The organism is Sutcliffiella sp. NC1, from assembly GCF_027594365.1.
GTDB lineage: Bacteria > Bacillota > Bacilli > Bacillales > Bacillaceae_I > Sutcliffiella > Sutcliffiella cohnii.
Genome location: NZ_CP115153.1, coordinates 1,834,749 through 1,853,765, shown reverse-complemented (window position 1 = coordinate 1,853,765; position 19,017 = coordinate 1,834,749). Strand labels below are relative to the sequence as shown.

The following is a 19,017-nucleotide window of genomic DNA, read 5'->3' as shown; positions in this document are numbered from 1 at the left end:
GTTATAACGTCTATTAATTTGCACGTTTGTCTATTTTGCCAATTTCCCTGTAGCCAAGCTTCTGATACAGCTTGTGCGCCTGTATGTATACGGTCTTACCAGATGGAACGGAAATCCTCGTACCCCAAAGTAGACTAGCAAATGTTTTATCTTAATGTAGCCACATACTCTAAGAGATAGATCGATTTTCTTTAACTATAACTTTTATTTAATTTCCAATATCTGTGTAGATTCCTTGTCCCCCCTTCCACCTCTTGCCCCGTGAAGATTCGAAGCGATTTACGTACTCTTTATAAATAGGTACATATAATGAAGGAACCGTTTTATGAAGGGGTGTAGGGAATGAGTGTAGTAAGAGATAATACAAATAGTAAGCGACCTAATATTCTTATATTAATGGTCGATGAACAACGATTTCCGTCAATTTACGAGACGGCACGATTAAAGAGATGGTGTAAAGAAAATCTAGTAACACAAGAGCTGTTAAAGAAGAATGGAATGGAGTTTGTTAATCATTACGCTGGAAGCACAGCTTGCTCTCCGAGTAGAACTACATTATATACTGGGCAATATCCTTCCTTGCACGGAGTAACACAAACGACTGGGGCGGCTAAAGGTTCTTTTGATCCGGATGTTTTTTGGCTTGATCCGAACTCCGTGCCTACGATGGGACATTATTTTCGGGCTGCGGGGTATGAAACGTTCTGGAAAGGGAAGTGGCATGCTTCAGATGAGGATATTTTAATTCCAGGTACACACAATGCTTATGCTAGTTATAGTGCTAAAACAGGTTCACCGACGAAAGATGCGGTATCTCTTTACGAGAAAGCTAATCGTCTAGATTCCTACGGTTTTTCCGGTTGGATTGGACCAGAACCTCATGGACCAATCCCACGTAATTCTGCTTCGTCTGCACGCTTCGGATTATCGGGACGAGATGAAGTATATGCTGCAGATACGGTGAAATTGATTCAATCTCTAGAGAAGAAAGCTTCTAAAGGAAAAGACCAAACACCGTGGTTTATTATGTGCTCGTTAGTAAATCCGCATGATATTGCCCTGTATGGAGTGGTAACTGCTCGCCAGCGTACGTTTCATTTTCAAGTTGATCCAACTCTTCCACAAATTCCACCAGCACCAACTACTCGCGAAACGTTAGACACGAAGCCAACAGCGCATGCAAGTTACCGGGACACCTACCCAAAAGCATTACAACCAATCGTGAACAACCAATTTTATCGACAGTTGTACTATAGTCTTCAAAAGAAGGTAGACCAAGAAATGCTAAAAGTTTTTAAAGCACTTCAAAAGTCTTGTTTTTATGAAGATACAATTGTGGTATTTACGTCAGACCATGGGGAACTATTAGGAGCTCACGGTGGTCTGTATCAAAAATGGTATAACATGTATGAAGAATCGATTCATGTACCACTCATTATCCATAGCCCAAAACTGTTTTCGAAAAGAACTACTACCGATGCACTAACTAGTCACGTAGACGTACTACCTACTTTAATAGGTTTAGCTGGATTAGATGTCGATGTGCTACAAAAAAAGCTTACAAAATCACATACGGAAGTACGTCCTTTCGTTGGTAGAGATTTATCATCGCTAGTGAAAGGCAATAGAGAATGTCCAAGAGTTGAGGAGCCGTTATATTTCATGACAGACGATGATTTTACAAAAGGACTAAATCAAACAACCGTAACTGGGCAGCCATACGAATCAGTCGTTCAGCCGAATCATATTGAAGCAGTAATTACGAAGTTAGAAACAGGAGAAAACAACCAAAAAGAAATTTGGAAATATGCTCGTTACTTTGACAACCCTCAGTTTTCGGATGGAAAGGATAGTTCCGTCCCAGACGAATACGAACTGTATAACTTAACGAAAGATCCATTAGAAGAAAGAAACTTAGCAAATAAAGCCTTTGCAACAGAAGAAAGTAGAACTATTCAGCAAGTTTTGGAGAAATTATTAGAGGAGCAATCTAAGGAGAAACGGTTATATCCTAGAGTAAAGGTTTAGAGTGAACGGAGGGACAGGAAAGTCATTCACTCATTTTTTAACATTTCTGTAAGCAAATGTGTGAACAATAATAACCCTGTCTCCTCGTTGTCCATTAGAATCTCAGCCTTGACGGCTCCTTTCCCCCTTCCACCCTTAACCTCTAATGGTCTTGCTACGCTTAATAAGATAGGAAACCGAATAAGATATTATTAACACCATCCCAATTAAGAAAGTAATAAAAAAACCAATTATTCCTTAAATACCAACCCATCCAACTGTGAATGTAAGAAAAAATAATCCATAACAAAAACCAGCCACTATTATAGCAACAGGTACGTTGAAAGGAAATAGACGTTTCCACCCTATTGCTAAAGAAGTCGAAATGACTAGTATTGCAATTGAAATGATCGTATGTAGTAAGCCCCAGCGCAATTCGATACGAGACTGTGCCTCCTCACCAAAAGTAGTGTGTGGTCTAGTATTTAAATCATAGAGTGTGAGAATTGCTGTGACAACTCCTACAAATAATAAGAGTATGAAAATACCCCAGTTTATTTTTTTATTTTATTTTTATTCATCATTTAATACCCCCTAGATTAATTCTCATTAAAGTAACAAAGTATAGGTTTAATTCTGTACTCTTGCACTAAATTCCTTCCTTCTCAAACTTCTCATTAGTTTAAGCGAAAAACTTTCCAATATGGCAAATCTACATACTAATAACATAACAGATGAAAACGAATTAATGTTGCGATTATTAGCCCGCTATGGTGAGGAAGAATTTGCTATACTATTTACTAATAAAAGCTTTAAAATATATATGAAAATACAGTATGATTAGGTCTTATTTTAATTGTTTGAACAGTTAACACCGGGCTATTAAAATACTAGCATTCTTTTTCAAAATTGAGCCCCTTTTTAAAAGGGTAGTTTACCGGGAAGAATCGTGTGGTTGTAGAAGAGTAGGAGGAAACAGTGTGGGTTGTCAAAGTTGTGTGATAGGAGAAATCTATTTTGAGGTGAAAATGGAAGGACAATATAACTCAAAAATATTGGAGAGAATTACTAGCTATTTAGAAAATCATCATTCTTCTATCGACCAGAATAATAATACATGGAAAATAAAAGAAACTGTTTTAAAGGAGCTTTTCGATTTTAGTAAAGATATGATGGACCAAAGAGATATTTATTTTCGGATAGAATCAGAACAAAATTGGAAAAGTTTCCATGAAGCCGAAGCTATTTTTGAGCAACAGTGGATTGATGATGTCATCAAAAACGAGCTCATTACCTTTTTCTTTCAACCAATTATTACAGCAAAAAAAGAGATATTTGCATATGAAATGTTAGCAAGGTTCCGCGATGAAGAAGGTAAAATTGTTTCCCCAAGTAATATATTTCGTGCAGCAAAAGAAAGAGGAAGACTTTATGCTTTGGACCGGGTATGTAGGTTGAATGCGATAAAAGCTTCTAGAGCAGTTGATGAAAAGGTGTTTATTAACTTTATACCTACTTCTATTTATTCTCCAGAATATTGTTTGAAATCAACAGTAAATCTAGCGAACAGTTTAGGATTGAACCCTTCCAAATTTGTATTTGAAGTAGTAGAAACGGAAAAAGTAGATGATATTGATCATTTAAAGTCCATTTTAACTTTCTATAAAGAAAAAGGGTTTCAATACGCTTTAGATGACGTTGGAGAAGGATATAGTACGATTAATCTATTAGCTGATTTAAAGCCACATTATATGAAACTGGACCTAAAATATGTACAAGGTGTAGCCGAAACAGTGGAAAAGCAAAGGGTAGCAGAAAAGTTTTTAAAGAAGGCTCTTGAAATAGGTTCTATTCCATTAGCTGAAGGAATTGAAAATAAAGAAGACTTTGAATGGTTGAAAGATATCGGTTATCAATTGTTTCAAGGCTATTATTTTGGAAAACCGAGTCCAAAACCTTTAAAATATGTTTAAGCAGGCGAAGGGACAGAAATATGGTCCCTTCGTTCATATTCATGCTTTTCTTCATTACTTCTCTGTTATCGAAGGAACAGGTACATCCCATGTTTTACCCTGCATCATATGCTTTTTCTCCTAGCTTTTCATGTTGTTCACTGTTGTAGTTAATAAGATCGACCTTTTTCCATTTACCAATCCATAGATAGCTGTATGAAAATATAAATGCTAATATAGCAGAGGTGGAGTAAGCTATCCATACACCTACTTCTGTATTAGATAGTAGTCTCGGAATAACTATTAACGGAATTAAGGCGGAAATGTACATATTCCAAACGATTAATAAAAGGGAACCTTTATAGTCACCTGAACCAGAAACGGTAAAAATTGCAACCATCGTTAACATACTTAATATCCATGGAATTAAGTAATAATTTAAAAATTGCGAGGCTAATAAAATGATTTGCTGATCATTCGTTATGAAATATAGCGCATATGGTTTTGTAAAGAAAATAACGATAGCAGAAAAGACAGACATCGCGCCAACTGAAAGGAAGGTTACCTTTATTACTTTTCGTATATTTTCCCATTTTCCCGCTCCGATGTTTTGTCCGATAAAAGGAATTAGACCTGTGGCGAAATTTAGTATTACTTGGTTAAAAATATAGATAACATAAAGACCAGAAGTAATGGCGATGAAAATAGTATCATCGTAATATGACAAAACAATAATAACTAAAAACATTGATAAATTAAATGAGATGCTGTTAATCGTTTGGGCAATTGCTTGAGGGATTGATTTTTTCATTAATGCCTTATTCATTTTCTTCCAACTAAGCAGTTGTATCTTAATATCGTATGTATGAAACATTTTTCTAAATAGGTAGAACATATAAATCCCACCTAATAGATGTGAGAGTACAGTTGAAGAAGCTGCTCCCTTCATACCTCCCCAACCTAGAAATTCAAATAAATAGATTAATAGTGGCGTGAACACTGTATTCAGGAGCACCATAAATATTAACCCTTTAAGAACAGAAAGGGAGTTCCCCATATTCCTTGCCATATAAAACAAATACGTTTGAACAATGATAATGATATATCCAATGAAAAAAATAAGCAAATAATCTTTCGATAATACTTTCGCTTCACTTGAGATACCAAATAATGACACAATAACCGGTAGTAATAATATACCGATAATACTAGCTACTACTCCAAATACTAATAAGCTTATCATTCCTCCATTGAATATATCCTGCGCTTCTTTATATTTCTTTGCACCATAATATTGAGTAAACAGTACTCCGACTCCTGTAACAACTCCAACAATAATACTTTCTATAAAACTTACACTTGCCATAGAAACTCGAAAAGAACTAATCACTTCCACACCTGGAAGCAGACGTGTTAACCAAAAAAGGTCAATTAGAACTAATAAAAAACCCACAACGCCAATTCCTATTAGTGGCAACGAAAATTTAAACATATTTTTCCATACTTTATCATCTGTAATATCGACCATGTCCTGCTTCTACCTCCTTATAGTGTAATAGAGGTCCCTTTAGGAACCTCTATCATCTGTTTATTTCTTATGATGTGAATTAGACAAATGATTCCAGTTGTTCTAATACGAACAACATCTTAACGGATAATAATGGATGAACAACAACCCAGTTTTCCAATCGATGCTCCCATTTCCTCCATTACCGTTGCTTCTTCTACTTCAAAAATTTCTAATTCTACTTCCTCCATGCTTTGTTCCACATTCATTTTTTATTCCTCCTTTGATAGTTTGTAATTGCATTAATTATCAAATGCATAATTATCTAATAATGATCGATGAACAACAACCCAGTTTCCCAATGGATGCCCCCATTTCCTCCATTACGGTTGCTTCTTCTACTTCAAATATTTCTAATTCTACTTCCTCCATGTTTTGTTCCATATTCATTTTTCATTCCTCCTTTAATAGTTTGTTATTGCATTAATTATCAAATGCATAATTATCTAATAATGATTGATGAACAACAACCCAGTTTCCCAATGGATGCCCCCATTTCCTCCATTACCGTCGCTTCTTCTACTTCAAAGATTTCTAATTCTACTTCCTCGACATTTGTTAGTTGAGCCATATGATCACCTCCTTTCAAATAGTTAATTAGCATACGCTTTTTAATACGGTTTAATTTCAATGGATGAGCAGCATGCAATGATAAAGATTGATGCTCCCATTTCTTCCATCACAGTTGCTTCTTCTACTTCAAAGATTTCTAGTTCAAAATCCATAACCTTTTCAATCTCCATTTTTTCACCTCCTTCACCGAAATCGTGAATCACGATTCTTTTTTGCCTATTTCGAATACAACTTCAGAAACATAGTCTTCTTGTTCTTTCCCTTCAGTACCGCCATCTGCCAACGAAGGCAACACTTCTTCAAACACAACGTACGTATATTGTTCCGCTAACCGTTTGGCGATAGTTTTTAAAAATAGTGGACTTGTAAATGATAAGAAAAACGGTTTTCTTTGGTTAGCAAGAATTTCTCTATTTGGATTTATTACCCGTACGAATGTGTGTTCAGATATGTTATGTTCTTTTCGCCAAACGTTCGCCCGTTTAAAATAATCAAAATCCGATTCATTCCGTTGTTTTACCGGAATATACCCTCTTCTTACTATCCAACTTCTTCTATGCATTACGACATCACCTAACTGTAAGCGAGGCACGTAAAGTATATGTTCATTTGGATGTTCGTCCAAATACACTTGAATCATTACAGGAATTAATCTATGTGTTGGAATAGGCTGACTTGATATTTTAAATAAAAACTCAATATGTCTAGGTAATAACCCTTCATACATAAAATAGCTGTTGTATATCTTTACGACTTTGCCAGATTTCTTATCAGTAAAGTATACCTTTTGGTCCACTTCATCCCAATTAACACATAAGTCTCGTAGAAATAATGTTTTTTCTTTGTCCACTCGATCACTTTGTAACAATAACGACTGTTCTACCATTGGCGGATGAATATTAATGTTGTAACCAAACGTGTCTCCTATCTCATACGCATTCTCAAAAAAGTGATCGTATTGTTGAGTTAAGTCTTTAACTGAAACAGGTGTGTATTGTAAATACCTAGAAAAATAGCGGTAATTTCCCGACCTAATTTCATTTACAATTAATTCTCCCCTTGTGGTTAGTTGACCAAATATTGAATAGGAGCCATCGAATGATTTGCTTAAGTTTTCGCTTCTTTTTAATTGAGTTTCTACTATATCTGTTACATCGATTATGAATTCAGTGGAGTTGAAACATTTGTTCATCAAGGCTTCATATAACGTTTTATTAATAGTAAACCGATGACTTTCTAGCTGCTTCATTTGATCTTTGTACTTTTCATAAAAATCATAGAATGGGATAGTCATTCTTCCTTCTTCGTTAATCCATTTGCTCACAACACGATTAACACATTCTGTATCTTGCACGCTTAACAAAAAAATTGTGTATCGTTCGACATTCTCTATAAATCTTTCTGGAATCTCTTTTGAAATAGATTGTGACAATGGTTGATAACTATCTTCATTGATATACGTTTTGTACGTTGGTAACTCCATCTGTAACAACGTATATATGTAACTTAACGATTCTTTTACTTCCCTCATACACTCTAATTTATTTTGAATAGAGCAAACGTTTAAATCCTCTAATTTCTTTTTTAATTTCCGTAAACTATTTAATAACTTCTCCTCTTTATCGAACGATCTAGCTAACGACTCGACATAGCGAATCATTTCTCCTACAGTATCGCTAGTTTGTTCATCGAACGATGGTTGAACAATCACTATTTTGTTTTGTATGAAATTATTGGCAATGCTTGATGCTTTATCACCTACATACATTTTTAAGTACGTAATAAGCTCTTCATAATGGATTGGTCCAGTTCTCGATTCAAATAAATGTATTAATTCCTCTAAAAAAACTGAGCGTTTGACTCGAATTTTTTTCAAAGTATTCTGATAAATTTTTCGATTCTTCTTGTCAACTAAAATATAAAATAAAATGCAGTCTTCTTTAACGACGTAATTAGGATTTAAACAATAAGTTTGTTCTTTAAACGTAAGTTCTAAATATTTATCAATGATTCTTAATACTATTGAACGATCTAACTCATGGTGACTAGTCTGTTTATTAACTTTAACAAAGATAGGTTTCACGTCACTTTCTTCCCTTTCCATTTTTTGCAACGAAAAGGAAGTGAACGTGGAGAAAGGGCTTGTTTTTAACACTGCTCTCGTATAATATGTTAAGTATTTTTCTTCATATTTTTCATATTTTCGTTTCTCTGGATTTTCTATATATTTTCTAATATTTTCGTATAGATGCTGATCTGTCATAAGAACAGCATTTAAGAACAACTCATTTTTCATGAAATTTCTAAAAGCAGACCGACTTTCCTTTAGCGAAGCATCAAACGTTATTCTCATTTTTTGCTCCAACAAAAGAGATTGTTTGAAAATTCGGACCCATTCCATAAGTAGCGGTAATTTGTTGTGAATATCTACTTTAAGCTTCTCCGCTAATTTTATTATTTTTTCTCGCTTATTGAACACTTGTCTTTTGCATTCTAGCAATAATGTTGTTTCTGTCTGATCGGTTGATTGATTGATTATCGTAAAGAGATCTTCACAAAGCTTTTCTTTATTTGACTCTAACCAAACGTCTAATTCTATCCATACTTGAAACTGTTCACTTATTTCTGAACTATATTCTAGAATACTATTCAAATGTTGAATAGGTTGGTTATTCGTACGAACAAGTAGGTAAGGATTCAGTTTTGCTTGACTTACAATCGGAATAATAACCTCCTCCTTTTTTATCAAAACGTAATTGATTGAAAAATAGTATCTGCTTGAAGCCCGAACATTATTTTATATTGCGATGTTCTTGTACCATTTAATGTATTCAGTTGCTGATCCGCCTCGTATTGAAAGTAGCTTTTATAAGGCCTAGCGAATAATCCTAATTTAGCTGCTTTCAGTAATAAAAATTGGGATATCATTCCTACAACCAGTTGAGAATAACGAAAATAATGCTTTCCATAACGCTTCTCTAGCTGCTCAAAATCGATGGAAAATGTACATATGAGAGGCATATGAGTAAAATTAATGGTGCCAGTATAACTGTATAATGCTCCTTCCTCTTCTTTACTTATACCTTGTCTTATTAACCGGTCATTTAATAAGTCGTACTGATAACAACCTTTCTTCAAACCGTTTACATGTTGCACCGTAAAATGCAGCATAATATGTTTCATTGCTTCTCTGACAGAAAATTCTGTAAATAAATTGCATTCTTTCATTGTTTGAGTACTCTGTAACAATTGTAAAAAGGCCTCTTTGCTTAACTTCACTTGCAGAGGAACAATTCCACTTAATCCAGAACCACTATTTCGTTTATAAAAAAGTTCTCTCCATTGAGATATGAGTAAGTTATTTTCCATCACATTTTCGATTGTATTTCCTCCGGCCATTAAGCCTACTTGAATACCGTAGGGACTGTTCTTCACCTCTATTTTCATTCCTATTACGTCACTCATTATTTGTAAATTAGTTAAAAAGTGACCTAGTTCTAAATAGCAAAGTGATTCTCTCAAAAAATTGTAGAAAGGTTGTAATTTATAAAAATCATAGTTTAAGTACAAGGTCAAATAATAATGGTCATTATGTTGATGAAGTACTGTTAACAATGTTTCCAAGGGATCTAGCGTTACAGTATTACTATTCAGATGATATACTTTATTTGTATCTTGACCAATCACATTTTGACTGTCTACAATAAAGATTTCCGTAGGATATAAAGATCTTGGTGAAGGATATGATTTATGCTTAACATATAAACTAGAAATATCAATACGGTTGTATAGCTGAACAATGGATAGAACGTTTATTATTACATTAACAAGCTGATTGCTTTCTCCTCCGCTAAGTTTTTTTCCTTTTAATAGTGGTAAGACATCAATCGACTTATCCTCTTCCTTCGCATGATTCAAGAAGTATGTTAACGTTTTTTCTTCTAATGATAATGGTTTTCTAACTGTAGTATCGATTGTAAGTAATTTGTATGCAAGTTCTTGAAGTAACGTTTCATGGTTCTCGCACATCTTATTCATATCTTCCTCCTATGGAAAAGGGTGAATATAGCTAGACACTTCATCTTCTTTTAGTTTCGTTGGAATATGTAATTGACTAACTTCCTCTAACCTCTTCCTCCTAACTCTACTAAATGGATAACCAAAATCTAACGTTAGCAATTCTGGTACAATGCATTTGACGACATATAAATTTAGATATTCTAATTCCTTTGGAGTTTGGTTGTATACAATAACTTCATATTTTAATCGTTCTAGTGAGTGTAATACATAGCGGAGATCTTCTCTTATATCATCGCTACGAAAATCATACTTTTTCTTCATTTCTTGGACGGTCATTTTCTTTACACTTGAACGATTTAATAAAAAGTCAAATCGTTTAAGTTGCTCACGTTTGGCGTAAAAGTGAGCATGTGACTCCATATCTAGTACGTCCTCATCTTTTACTAATGTACTTATTTTCAACTTTTCTTTGTTATAAGCATCTTCAACACCTTTATAGCTATGATAAAGTTCCATTACTGCGTCATAAATTGCTTTTTCTACACTTACATGTGCTCCTGCGGTGGAGAAAGTCGCCAGTTGAGATCTAGTATTACCTAATGCAACTACCCAAACACTCGGTATGTTTGTATCTAATGTTGTGTTAAATAATCGCAATTCATATCCGTCTAACTCCATCTTTTTTATCACCAGTTGGATATCCAGCGATTCTATACTTTCGCGATCAATCTCCGGAACTTGCAACTGCTTGTACCACACAGCTAGAAAGCTATCTCTTTCAATCAGCTCTAATAAGCCATATAAAGTAGCTTCTTCCATAGAATTCCCCATTGCACAGCCATTACTATTCTCAAAGATATAACGGTTTTTAGCTGGTGCTAAATAATTCACTACTTGTAGAGGGACATATTTCTCGCGCTTTTCTTTATACGAAAAGGCTTTTACCCACTGAAGCTGTAGTGTATCTGTATATTGCTGTAACTGTTTTGACTCCTTGTTATAGGTAGTATGTTCATAAACTCCTAGTTTCCTTGGATGTATTGCTTGTTCTTTTATGTTTATATAAGTAGATTCTTTGACTTCATCAGGAACTAAACTACCTGCCCACCGCTCTAAATATTCAAAACAAGCACTTCGTTTATTTTCTTCCGAATGAACACCTTTTCCAGCTCCAGCAACTTTTGTTTTTACGTTAACACATAAATATTGCCCATTCGATTTTATTAATTGAAGGTCGCTGTTATAAGCAAAAATAATAAATTTTTCAAGTAAACTGTTATAGCGATTAAACGGTCTGTGACTTCCTTTTACTTTTTTATAGGAAATCTGTTCGTGCAATTTTTCCCTATATTGATTGGTTGGTTTCGCTAATATATGTTTCTTCCTAAAAATATCTCGATCCAAATAGTAAACATAGTTACTGTCTTCTAAATTTAATAAAGCATGTTCTAACTCTCTTATGATGATAATCACCATTTCGTTTAATTGTGTTATTATCGGATACGTTCCATTAGATGATGTACGTATTAATTTGTAATTTTCATCCAATATAGTAGTTGCATTCGGTGAGAACCACGGCCCTACCATCACTAATTTTTTATTTAAGAAAACATTTAATGTTTTACTATTATGGGTTACGGGAGTGAGCAATTCCGGTTCATCATTCGTATGAAGGTGTATATTCAAGTAATGGTCATCTTTGAATTCCTTCACTGAAATAAATTGGAACTTAGAGTCGGTTCTATTTAATTGGGAAATAAAAGCTTTACCTTCATTCTCATTTTTCATGCCAACTTGAACTAGTAATTTCATCATATTTGGACACCTGCCGTAGATGGAGTCATCCAGCTTATGTGAATTTCGTTACCCATTAAATCGAAAGTTGTTACTAAGCTGTTTTCCTTTATGCTATCGTTCGTTAACTCCAAATACATACTTTCCAATATTGAAAGTTGCTGAGTCGATAGTTCAGTGAAAAATTGATTATCTTGTAGTGGATTAGACAATTTCCCTTCTACAATATAGTGTAGATATATTCGTTCTAATATTTCTTGCATTGGAAATTGCAAGGAGTCTGATAGTAAAAAGTATTCATTGATTTTTGCCTTAATGTGAATGTAAAACAAGTCAGGTTTATTATGAAGTGCCGGTGACAAATCTTGGTTTAAGTTTACATATTTTATGTGTACTTCTTCTTGAAATCTCATCTGTAAACTACGTAAGATGAAATATGCTTCACTACTCATGTTACAGTCACTAATAGGTAAAGTTTTTTTCACCTTTACTATGTCCTTTAATTTTGTTAACACGTGATATTGGACTGTTTTTTCATACAACCTTTGTTTACTCGTTTCCAATATAGAAAAACCTTCTTGATTATATTCCTTTGTTACATGATGTTTAAATCCTGTTGTAAAGGCATAAAGTTGTGCATCTTCCTCGGATAATGAAGCACCTATCGATACGTACTCTTCACCGTGCTTAAGCTCGTAAATATTATATGGAAAATGATTATGCTTCACTTCGTTAAATTCTATAAATAGGCCTATTGCTGGATCTACTAAACTTTTATACATATTAATCATATCCGCTTTATTCATTTTTTGCTGTCCTTTGGAGGAAGATTGAATCATATATAATTCTTTAGGAGATTGCTCATATTGTAAGTCGAATTTCTTTATGGAATGATTTATCATTATTTCTACACCTGTCATATGATGTAAGACATCTAACGCAATTTGACTCCCTATTAATAACATGGACATTTTTTCAGGAGCTTTGTTCTGTTTTGTTCTTTGATGAAAATTCATCCATCTCTTTCTTAACATCGTACGCCAAATAAAATTAGCACTGACGTCAATAGAAGTACGATATGCATAACGTCCTTCTGAAAATACGTGAATTAAATTAGCCGTTTGTATCTTCGTGTCAATAAAAATATAATCTTCTCGATCAAAATTATCTTGCACATGTATGATTAAATCATAATCCGCTGCTACTTCTGTAGAAGGTATTTCATTTATTTTAACGATCGCTGTATCGCTCCCATTGTGACGTTCGGAAGGAAGATTCCATTCTTGGCACAATTGCTCACTTCTACCATGCATCTGCAAAACGTGTAGTTCTTTCATACCAAGATTAGATAGATTATCAATAATTGATTCCCAGCTCATACCTGAGCCTATAATTAATATCTTACTGTTACGAAAATGTTGAAAGCGAGCTAGTCCATCCTCTTGATAATTGGAAATGTAATCAATCGTCGTTTTATGTTGAGAGTAAACTATACTTTGGCTGTTAATTATATTTTCATAATTATTGTGAAGGAATTTTTTACTCTCTAGATGTTGAATCACTTGTATTATTTTTTTTGCATTTTCATCAAATTTGGATTGTACTTCCTCTATCGTTTTCTGGCCATCTAATGACGCTGCCACTTTATAAATAAAATCCTTTAAAGCGGTATTGCCTTTTATATAGATATATTCTTTTTTTCTTTTTAACACTAAACCGTCTTTCGTTTCTAATATATTTACGTCATTTTTCAACCGTGGATAGAACGTTTTCATCGGTCTTTGCTACCCCCTTTGAAAACTGATGAAATAAAGGGTCGAATAACTGATTATCTTTCAGATATAGTGTTGACAAGGCATAGGTATTGTAAAATTTGGTTAGCGCAGCAGTGTTTAATAAAGGAAAATGCGCATAAAAAACGTTTAAAATCCATCGATACGTTGAAAAATGTTCGTGTTCTGCTAATTCTTTCAAATTTGTAGGGTTAGACATTAAATTTTTATGACCTTCACTATATTGTTCTATATCATATTCTTTTGTTGAATAAGGAGAATTATAGGTAATAGCTCCATCCTGGTAAAGAGCTTGAACTTTAGGCCAATTGTATTGCAAATACTCGACCCATTTTTGTAGCACATCTTCTTTCTTACCTTTTAATCTATCGATGATTTCTTTTGTATAGCTTCGATATTCTTCTTCAGATGCTTCAAATTTCATTCTAAAACTGGTCTCTACTTTATCCTTATTCTCCATTGACAAACTATGAAGAAACCCTACGTAGTGGGAATAATAAGAAACAAATCCATGTAGCTGCAAGTTAGGGTTGTTAGCTGATCGCCATTTTGGGAAATGGCATGCTAATACAATCAACATACAGAAAACTTCCTTGTCCATCTCTTTTCTTGTTAAACACTTTGCCTGAATCGATAAAACATGTTGTGTCATTTGACAACAAAGGTCTTCGTAGCTTTTAAGCTGTTGCAGATTCTCAAACGTCTCTTTCTCAATCATCTCCTTATCAACTTCAGTGAGGACCGTATTGTTTCTTATCAAATCTTTTACTTTACGGTTTTCAAAGTGAGCAATCTTTTCAATTTTCTTCCTATATAATAATTCATCAAGCGGAGGTGATGGGTTGTGAGAAACAAACTGTAAGAACATCTCCTCTACTTCCTTCATCAAGGAAATCGGAAAAGTTCCTTCTTCGTCCATTACTTTTAACGTATAATTTGGACCACCTATCCAATTTCTTTTTAAATAATATTTAGGAAAACCTTCTTGCTCTAGCTTTTTACTAATTGGCTGAAAACAGTCTGTATATAGATTTGATGAATTGCTGTTGTAGAAGATAGTGAAGTTTATACGTTGACCGTTTGGATGATCAAAGTTCATTCTAAAACCTCCCTTTTATTTAGCGAGAAAACTTTTTCACATAGCTTATAGAGTAACATTTCTTTATAAGGAGAAAGCCCCAGCCTGTTACAGTACATATGCATTTGACTAGTTAAAACCGTGATTAATTGATCTTTCGGTAACTTATGTAGTTTCATCATCTTCACTAAGTTATGAAATAGATGATAGTAATTCGTGACATAAAGTTGTACATGACTGTTGGCTTCACGCCCCAAAATGTGATTGATTCGTTTGTACCTTTTTATAAGGTGCTCTTTATGCCTGTCAAAAAGGAAGGTTGCTTGATTTACAGCCTCTTTCTGTGTAACACTCTTCTTCGTGTACTGGATAAAAGAATCGGTGCTCATTACTCCTTCTTTTTCCATTATCATTAAACTAATGAAAAAACTGTCGAGCGCAAGAAAGAATCGATGATTATTGGATGACTGTAAAACCTTAACAGTTAGTTTAGTGTTAGAAATAAAATAGTCCTCATTTATTTCGATACCTTTTAGTCCTCCATATCGATTTATTTCAGGAACATATTCAGACTCTACTACACTATTATTTTCGTACCATTCTACATTTCTACTATTAATATTTTCTAGTGAGAAATATTTACTATACTGCTTATAAAATTGTGCAACATCTAGTTTCTCATTCGATGGATGAGTATCTAAATAAGATCGGAATTTCTCTGAAATGTACCGTTTTTCTTCCTCATTAACATGTAACATCCTCACCCGAATATGTGGCCCACCATACCAATACCGAATAAAAAACCAATCTATATTTAACTGTTCCATAACTGGTTCAATTAATTCGAGAAGGAGTATGTCTAATTGATCAAAGCTATGGTAATACAGGTGAAAGCTTGTCCACTTTTTATCCATCTAACTCCCCCAATGTTTTTTCTATAGCTTAACTATAGTATAGATTTATTCAATTTTAATCCGTTTCTCCCGCAATTATTTCTACTTTATAACGAAAAAAAAATTGCGGAATCCCGCAATTTTTTGAAAAATGCTATTTATATTATTATTAATTACAAAGTCCATACCTTCGGATTAAGTACCACGGCTAATCTACCACGACTTCAGTCTTACATCTTCTAAACTAAAATATACCTATGTATGTTAACTTTTGAAATGAAGCGACATACAAGAATAAATGATTACGTTACACGCTTTCTTCTTTAATATATCCGAATTTTATTCCTCTTAAAACCGCTTGAATTCTAGATTCAACATGCAATTTCTCATAGAGCGAAGTTATATAGTATTCTATCGTTCTTGAACTAACATGAATTGCTTCTGCAACTTGTTTATTCGTATATCCTTGCGCCATCAAATTTAATACTAAAATTTCCTTTTCTGTTAATGGTTCTGTTTTCATGTACTCTTGTTTCCTAATAGTCATGCCTTTGGATACAAATAAAATCATATCTACTAACGTCTGTAACGTATCGCTTTTTGAAACAAAAGCATTTGCCCCAACTCGAAACGCTTCTTCTTCATACGGTTGATAGTCAAAACCTGAATATATAACAATCGGTACGTTAATCTCTTGCTCTCTTAATCTTCGAACTATCTTTAACCCATTATCTTGAGTAGAATCATTTCCTAGTTTAATATCAATAATTAATACATCAGGGGTATGCAGCTCTATTTTTTGTAATAAAGAGGTGCTATTATTTAATTCCGCAACAACTTTTAATCCATCTCGCTCATTTAAGTGTTTTGTCAAACCATAACTAACTGCTTTATGGTCGTCTAGTATTAAGATTTTTACTTGCTTCAATGTCAACCCCTCCGCCTAGTTAATATTTATGTTTAAATGAATGGAAGTTCCTTTTCCCTTTGTGGAGTAGATATCTAACAATCCCCCCATTTTTTCAACACTTTGCTTGACAGAAGCAATGCCGATATGTTTTTTCTGCAGAAATTCACTAATCATATTATTGTTTATCTCAAAGCCTATTCCATTATCGTTAACTTGAATATTAACCGTATTACCCTCTTTTTTCATCAAAATAGTAAGTTCGGTTGCTTTCGAATGCTTTTCCACGTTCTTTACTAGCTCTTTTAAACTTCGGAAGATTATTTTTTGATCGGCTTTAGATATGTTATCTAAATCTTTATCTGTCAAATCTACTTTATAATTTAATCGCAACTTGCTATTATTCCAATCATAGAGAAAGTAATACTCACACGTTCTTAAAAATCCAAGGTCGTCTATCATTCCTGGGTAAAGATCAAAACATTTCTCCCGTAGATCATGCATTAACTTGGCAGACATCCTTACAGCTTGATTCATTTCCTCTTTAGTGCACATATAGTATTTTCCTTTTATATCTTGCATTGCTGCTTCTAAAGAATGGTTCAAACTGATTACACTCTGCAAAATATGATCATGCAAGTACATAGATAATTCTTTCTTCTCATTTTCTTGCACTTCTACTAATTGCTGATTGTATGACTGAACGTCATGTAGTTTATGCTTTATGAGTTCTCTACTATTATTTAAGAACATTTTCTCATTCTCTAACTGCTTAAGTTGGGTCGCAGTAAATATCACCTCTGCCGCTATATCCAACATTTCTTCCAGTTGCTTTACTTCTTGTGGTTCCAAACGACTTCCATTAATCTTTTCTCCTATAAAAAAGTGTACTTTATATTTCCCTTTGTATTGACAAATAATTTCTTTACTAGTAGATAATTCACTATTAAACCTTTTATTAATAGCTTTCCTATCATGTTGGCACCATTTTAATAGCTCATCTTTCCACAACAAGTACTTCCCCGTTGCGAAAAAATACTCTCGCCCATCTTCATTTATTATTACTATCGCAGATGAGTCAATAGCCACTATTTTATGTATAGAAGTTAAAACGAACTCCATAACAGATTCCGCATGCTCACTTTTAACTAACTTTAATAATAAATCATGATTATGTTGGTTAAAATTATCTTGTAGTCCGAATAATTTTCTTAATATTAACTTCGGAAGTATTTTCATCAACTGCAAAACTAGCAAAACTAATAAAATGATTCCGATTATGTCTGTAAATGGTAATAAATCGGTTTTCATGACCAAACTACTAACAATGCTTGTCCATAAGTAATAAGCTATAATACTGATTAGTAGGATGACTGTATAATATATAATCTTAGGTTGGTAAATATTCACATCAATTATTTTGTTCTTTACCATAACATAGGAAAAAACAATCGGTAATAAGTTAAAAGAAAGTACTAAAAACTCCGTTGGGATTATGATTGGATTAACGTTAATAAATGAGGGTATTATTCCAAATATGATTGCTGGCATAAAAATAAATAGGAACGTAACGTTTAATAGTTTGATTTGATTTTTTATAACGGGATCCTTTGTTCGCAAGCTTTTCGTTACTAGTAACACTAAAAATAATAAAACTCCTAACAGAAACAATATGATCCATATTCGCTTTATCCAGTAATGATAAGTGAAATCTAGTAAAAATATATCTATTATATTGGTGCTGACAATGAGTATATTAATCATAACTAAAAAGGCGTTTATATTAGTAAAAAGGTTATATTTTTCATCTTTAGGAAAATTAAGGTATAAGTATATGAGTAAATTAGGAATAAAAGGGAATACGATTAGCAGTATAGTTAATGAGGGAATATGCATTAACCCTGATGAAATAGATGAAATAAGGGCTAGAGCGATAAAGTAGTTTAACATGAAATAAATCCCTTTTATTTTATGCTTCTTCAACTTTATAAATGTATAAGTACCTGTAATGATACAAACTAGAGAAGTAATAGCTAATAGAAAAACACGTGAAAAGTCCTTCCAAGTGTAATACTCAAAGATGTTAACCTCTTTAATCCCCCCATTTTCCTCTTCTAATATTATGTGTGACGCCAATTCAATAATATTCCATTTAATTGTTTCATGTTCACTAACACTTTTATGATTAACTTTTATGATCTTATCACCAATGTTCAAGTCAAACTCTTTTTCAAATTCTACAACTCTTAAACCTTTTATATAATATTGGTTTTCTTCTTCATTAACAATTACACCTAAAAAAGGGTGTTTAAAGCTGAAGGATACGAAGAACAAAAAAATAATTATATATACAATTATTAGAAAAAATACTATTTGATTCGTATAGCGTCGTAATAATAGTTTATCCATAATAACACTTCCTGTTTATTGAAT

General features: G+C 33.3%; 15 protein-coding genes. 2 read left to right on the top strand and 13 right to left on the bottom strand.

The genetic code is table 11. From position 1 onward, the window contains the following. Positions 1–342: 342 nt before the first annotated feature. On the top strand, positions 343–2,028 hold the full coding sequence (locus tag O1A01_RS09455) for a sulfatase family protein (protein ID WP_270066085.1): 1,686 nt from the start codon (positions 343–345) through the stop codon (positions 2,026–2,028). A 959-nt stretch (positions 2,029–2,987) separates the two neighbouring features. Next, a complete protein-coding gene (locus O1A01_RS09450; RefSeq protein ID WP_066411316.1) occupies positions 2,988–3,980 on the top strand; it encodes an EAL domain-containing protein in 993 nt (330 codons plus the stop codon). A 94-nt stretch (positions 3,981–4,074) separates the two neighbouring features. Here O1A01_RS09450 and O1A01_RS09445 read toward each other — a convergent pair whose 3' ends face one another. The 13 genes from O1A01_RS09445 to O1A01_RS09385 form a co-directional block, all read right to left on the bottom strand. Further along, positions 4,075–5,487 (bottom strand): MATE family efflux transporter, encoded by a 1,413-nt coding sequence (locus O1A01_RS09445; protein ID WP_066411319.1) that lies wholly within the window; start codon positions 5,485–5,487, stop codon positions 4,075–4,077. A 119-nt stretch (positions 5,488–5,606) separates the two neighbouring features. Further along, positions 5,607–5,735, bottom strand: coding sequence for a thiopeptide-type bacteriocin (locus O1A01_RS09440; RefSeq protein WP_220096665.1), 129 nt, complete (start codon positions 5,733–5,735; stop codon positions 5,607–5,609). 52 nt (positions 5,736–5,787) lie between these two features. Continuing rightward, positions 5,788–5,916, bottom strand: coding sequence for a thiopeptide-type bacteriocin (locus O1A01_RS09435; RefSeq protein WP_220096664.1), 129 nt, complete (start codon positions 5,914–5,916; stop codon positions 5,788–5,790). A gap of 52 nt (positions 5,917–5,968) precedes the next feature. Continuing rightward, entirely contained in the window at positions 5,969–6,097 is a 129-nt protein-coding gene (locus tag O1A01_RS09430; protein WP_220096663.1) for a thiopeptide-type bacteriocin, read from the bottom strand. 40 nt (positions 6,098–6,137) lie between these two features. Beyond that, a complete protein-coding gene (locus O1A01_RS09425; RefSeq protein ID WP_268874272.1) occupies positions 6,138–6,269 on the bottom strand; it encodes a thiopeptide-type bacteriocin in 132 nt (43 codons plus the stop codon). A 29-nt stretch (positions 6,270–6,298) separates the two neighbouring features. Beyond that, positions 6,299–8,848, bottom strand: a complete 2,550-nt coding sequence (locus O1A01_RS09420) for a lantibiotic dehydratase (protein WP_066415879.1) — start codon at positions 8,846–8,848, stop codon at positions 6,299–6,301. After that, complete coding sequence (locus O1A01_RS09415; protein ID WP_066415880.1) at positions 8,845–10,137, bottom strand: nitroreductase family protein; 1,293 nt, start codon at positions 10,135–10,137, stop codon at positions 8,845–8,847. Before O1A01_RS09415 ends, O1A01_RS09420 begins: the two co-directional genes overlap by 4 nt. Positions 10,138–10,146: 9 nt before the next feature. Continuing rightward, a complete protein-coding gene (locus O1A01_RS09410) occupies positions 10,147–11,934 on the bottom strand; it encodes a YcaO-like family protein (RefSeq protein ID WP_066415882.1) in 1,788 nt (595 codons plus the stop codon). Then, entirely contained in the window at positions 11,931–13,688 is a 1,758-nt protein-coding gene (locus O1A01_RS09405) for a hypothetical protein (protein ID WP_066415885.1), read from the bottom strand. The genes O1A01_RS09410 and O1A01_RS09405 overlap by 4 nt, the downstream gene beginning before the upstream one ends. Further along, on the bottom strand, positions 13,657–14,805 hold the full coding sequence (locus O1A01_RS09400) for a hypothetical protein (RefSeq protein ID WP_066415887.1): 1,149 nt from the start codon (positions 14,803–14,805) through the stop codon (positions 13,657–13,659). The genes O1A01_RS09405 and O1A01_RS09400 overlap by 32 nt, the downstream gene beginning before the upstream one ends. Continuing rightward, positions 14,802–15,698, bottom strand: a complete 897-nt coding sequence (locus O1A01_RS09395; protein WP_066415890.1) for a thiopeptide-type bacteriocin biosynthesis protein — start codon at positions 15,696–15,698, stop codon at positions 14,802–14,804. Before O1A01_RS09395 ends, O1A01_RS09400 begins: the two co-directional genes overlap by 4 nt. Before the next feature lie 286 nt (positions 15,699–15,984). Continuing rightward, positions 15,985–16,605 (bottom strand): response regulator transcription factor, encoded by a 621-nt coding sequence (locus O1A01_RS09390; RefSeq protein ID WP_066415891.1) that lies wholly within the window; start codon positions 16,603–16,605, stop codon positions 15,985–15,987. Between the two features lie 15 nt (positions 16,606–16,620). Then, entirely contained in the window at positions 16,621–18,993 is a 2,373-nt protein-coding gene (locus O1A01_RS09385) for a sensor histidine kinase (RefSeq protein WP_066415892.1), read from the bottom strand. Positions 18,994–19,017: the final 24 nt, after the last annotated feature.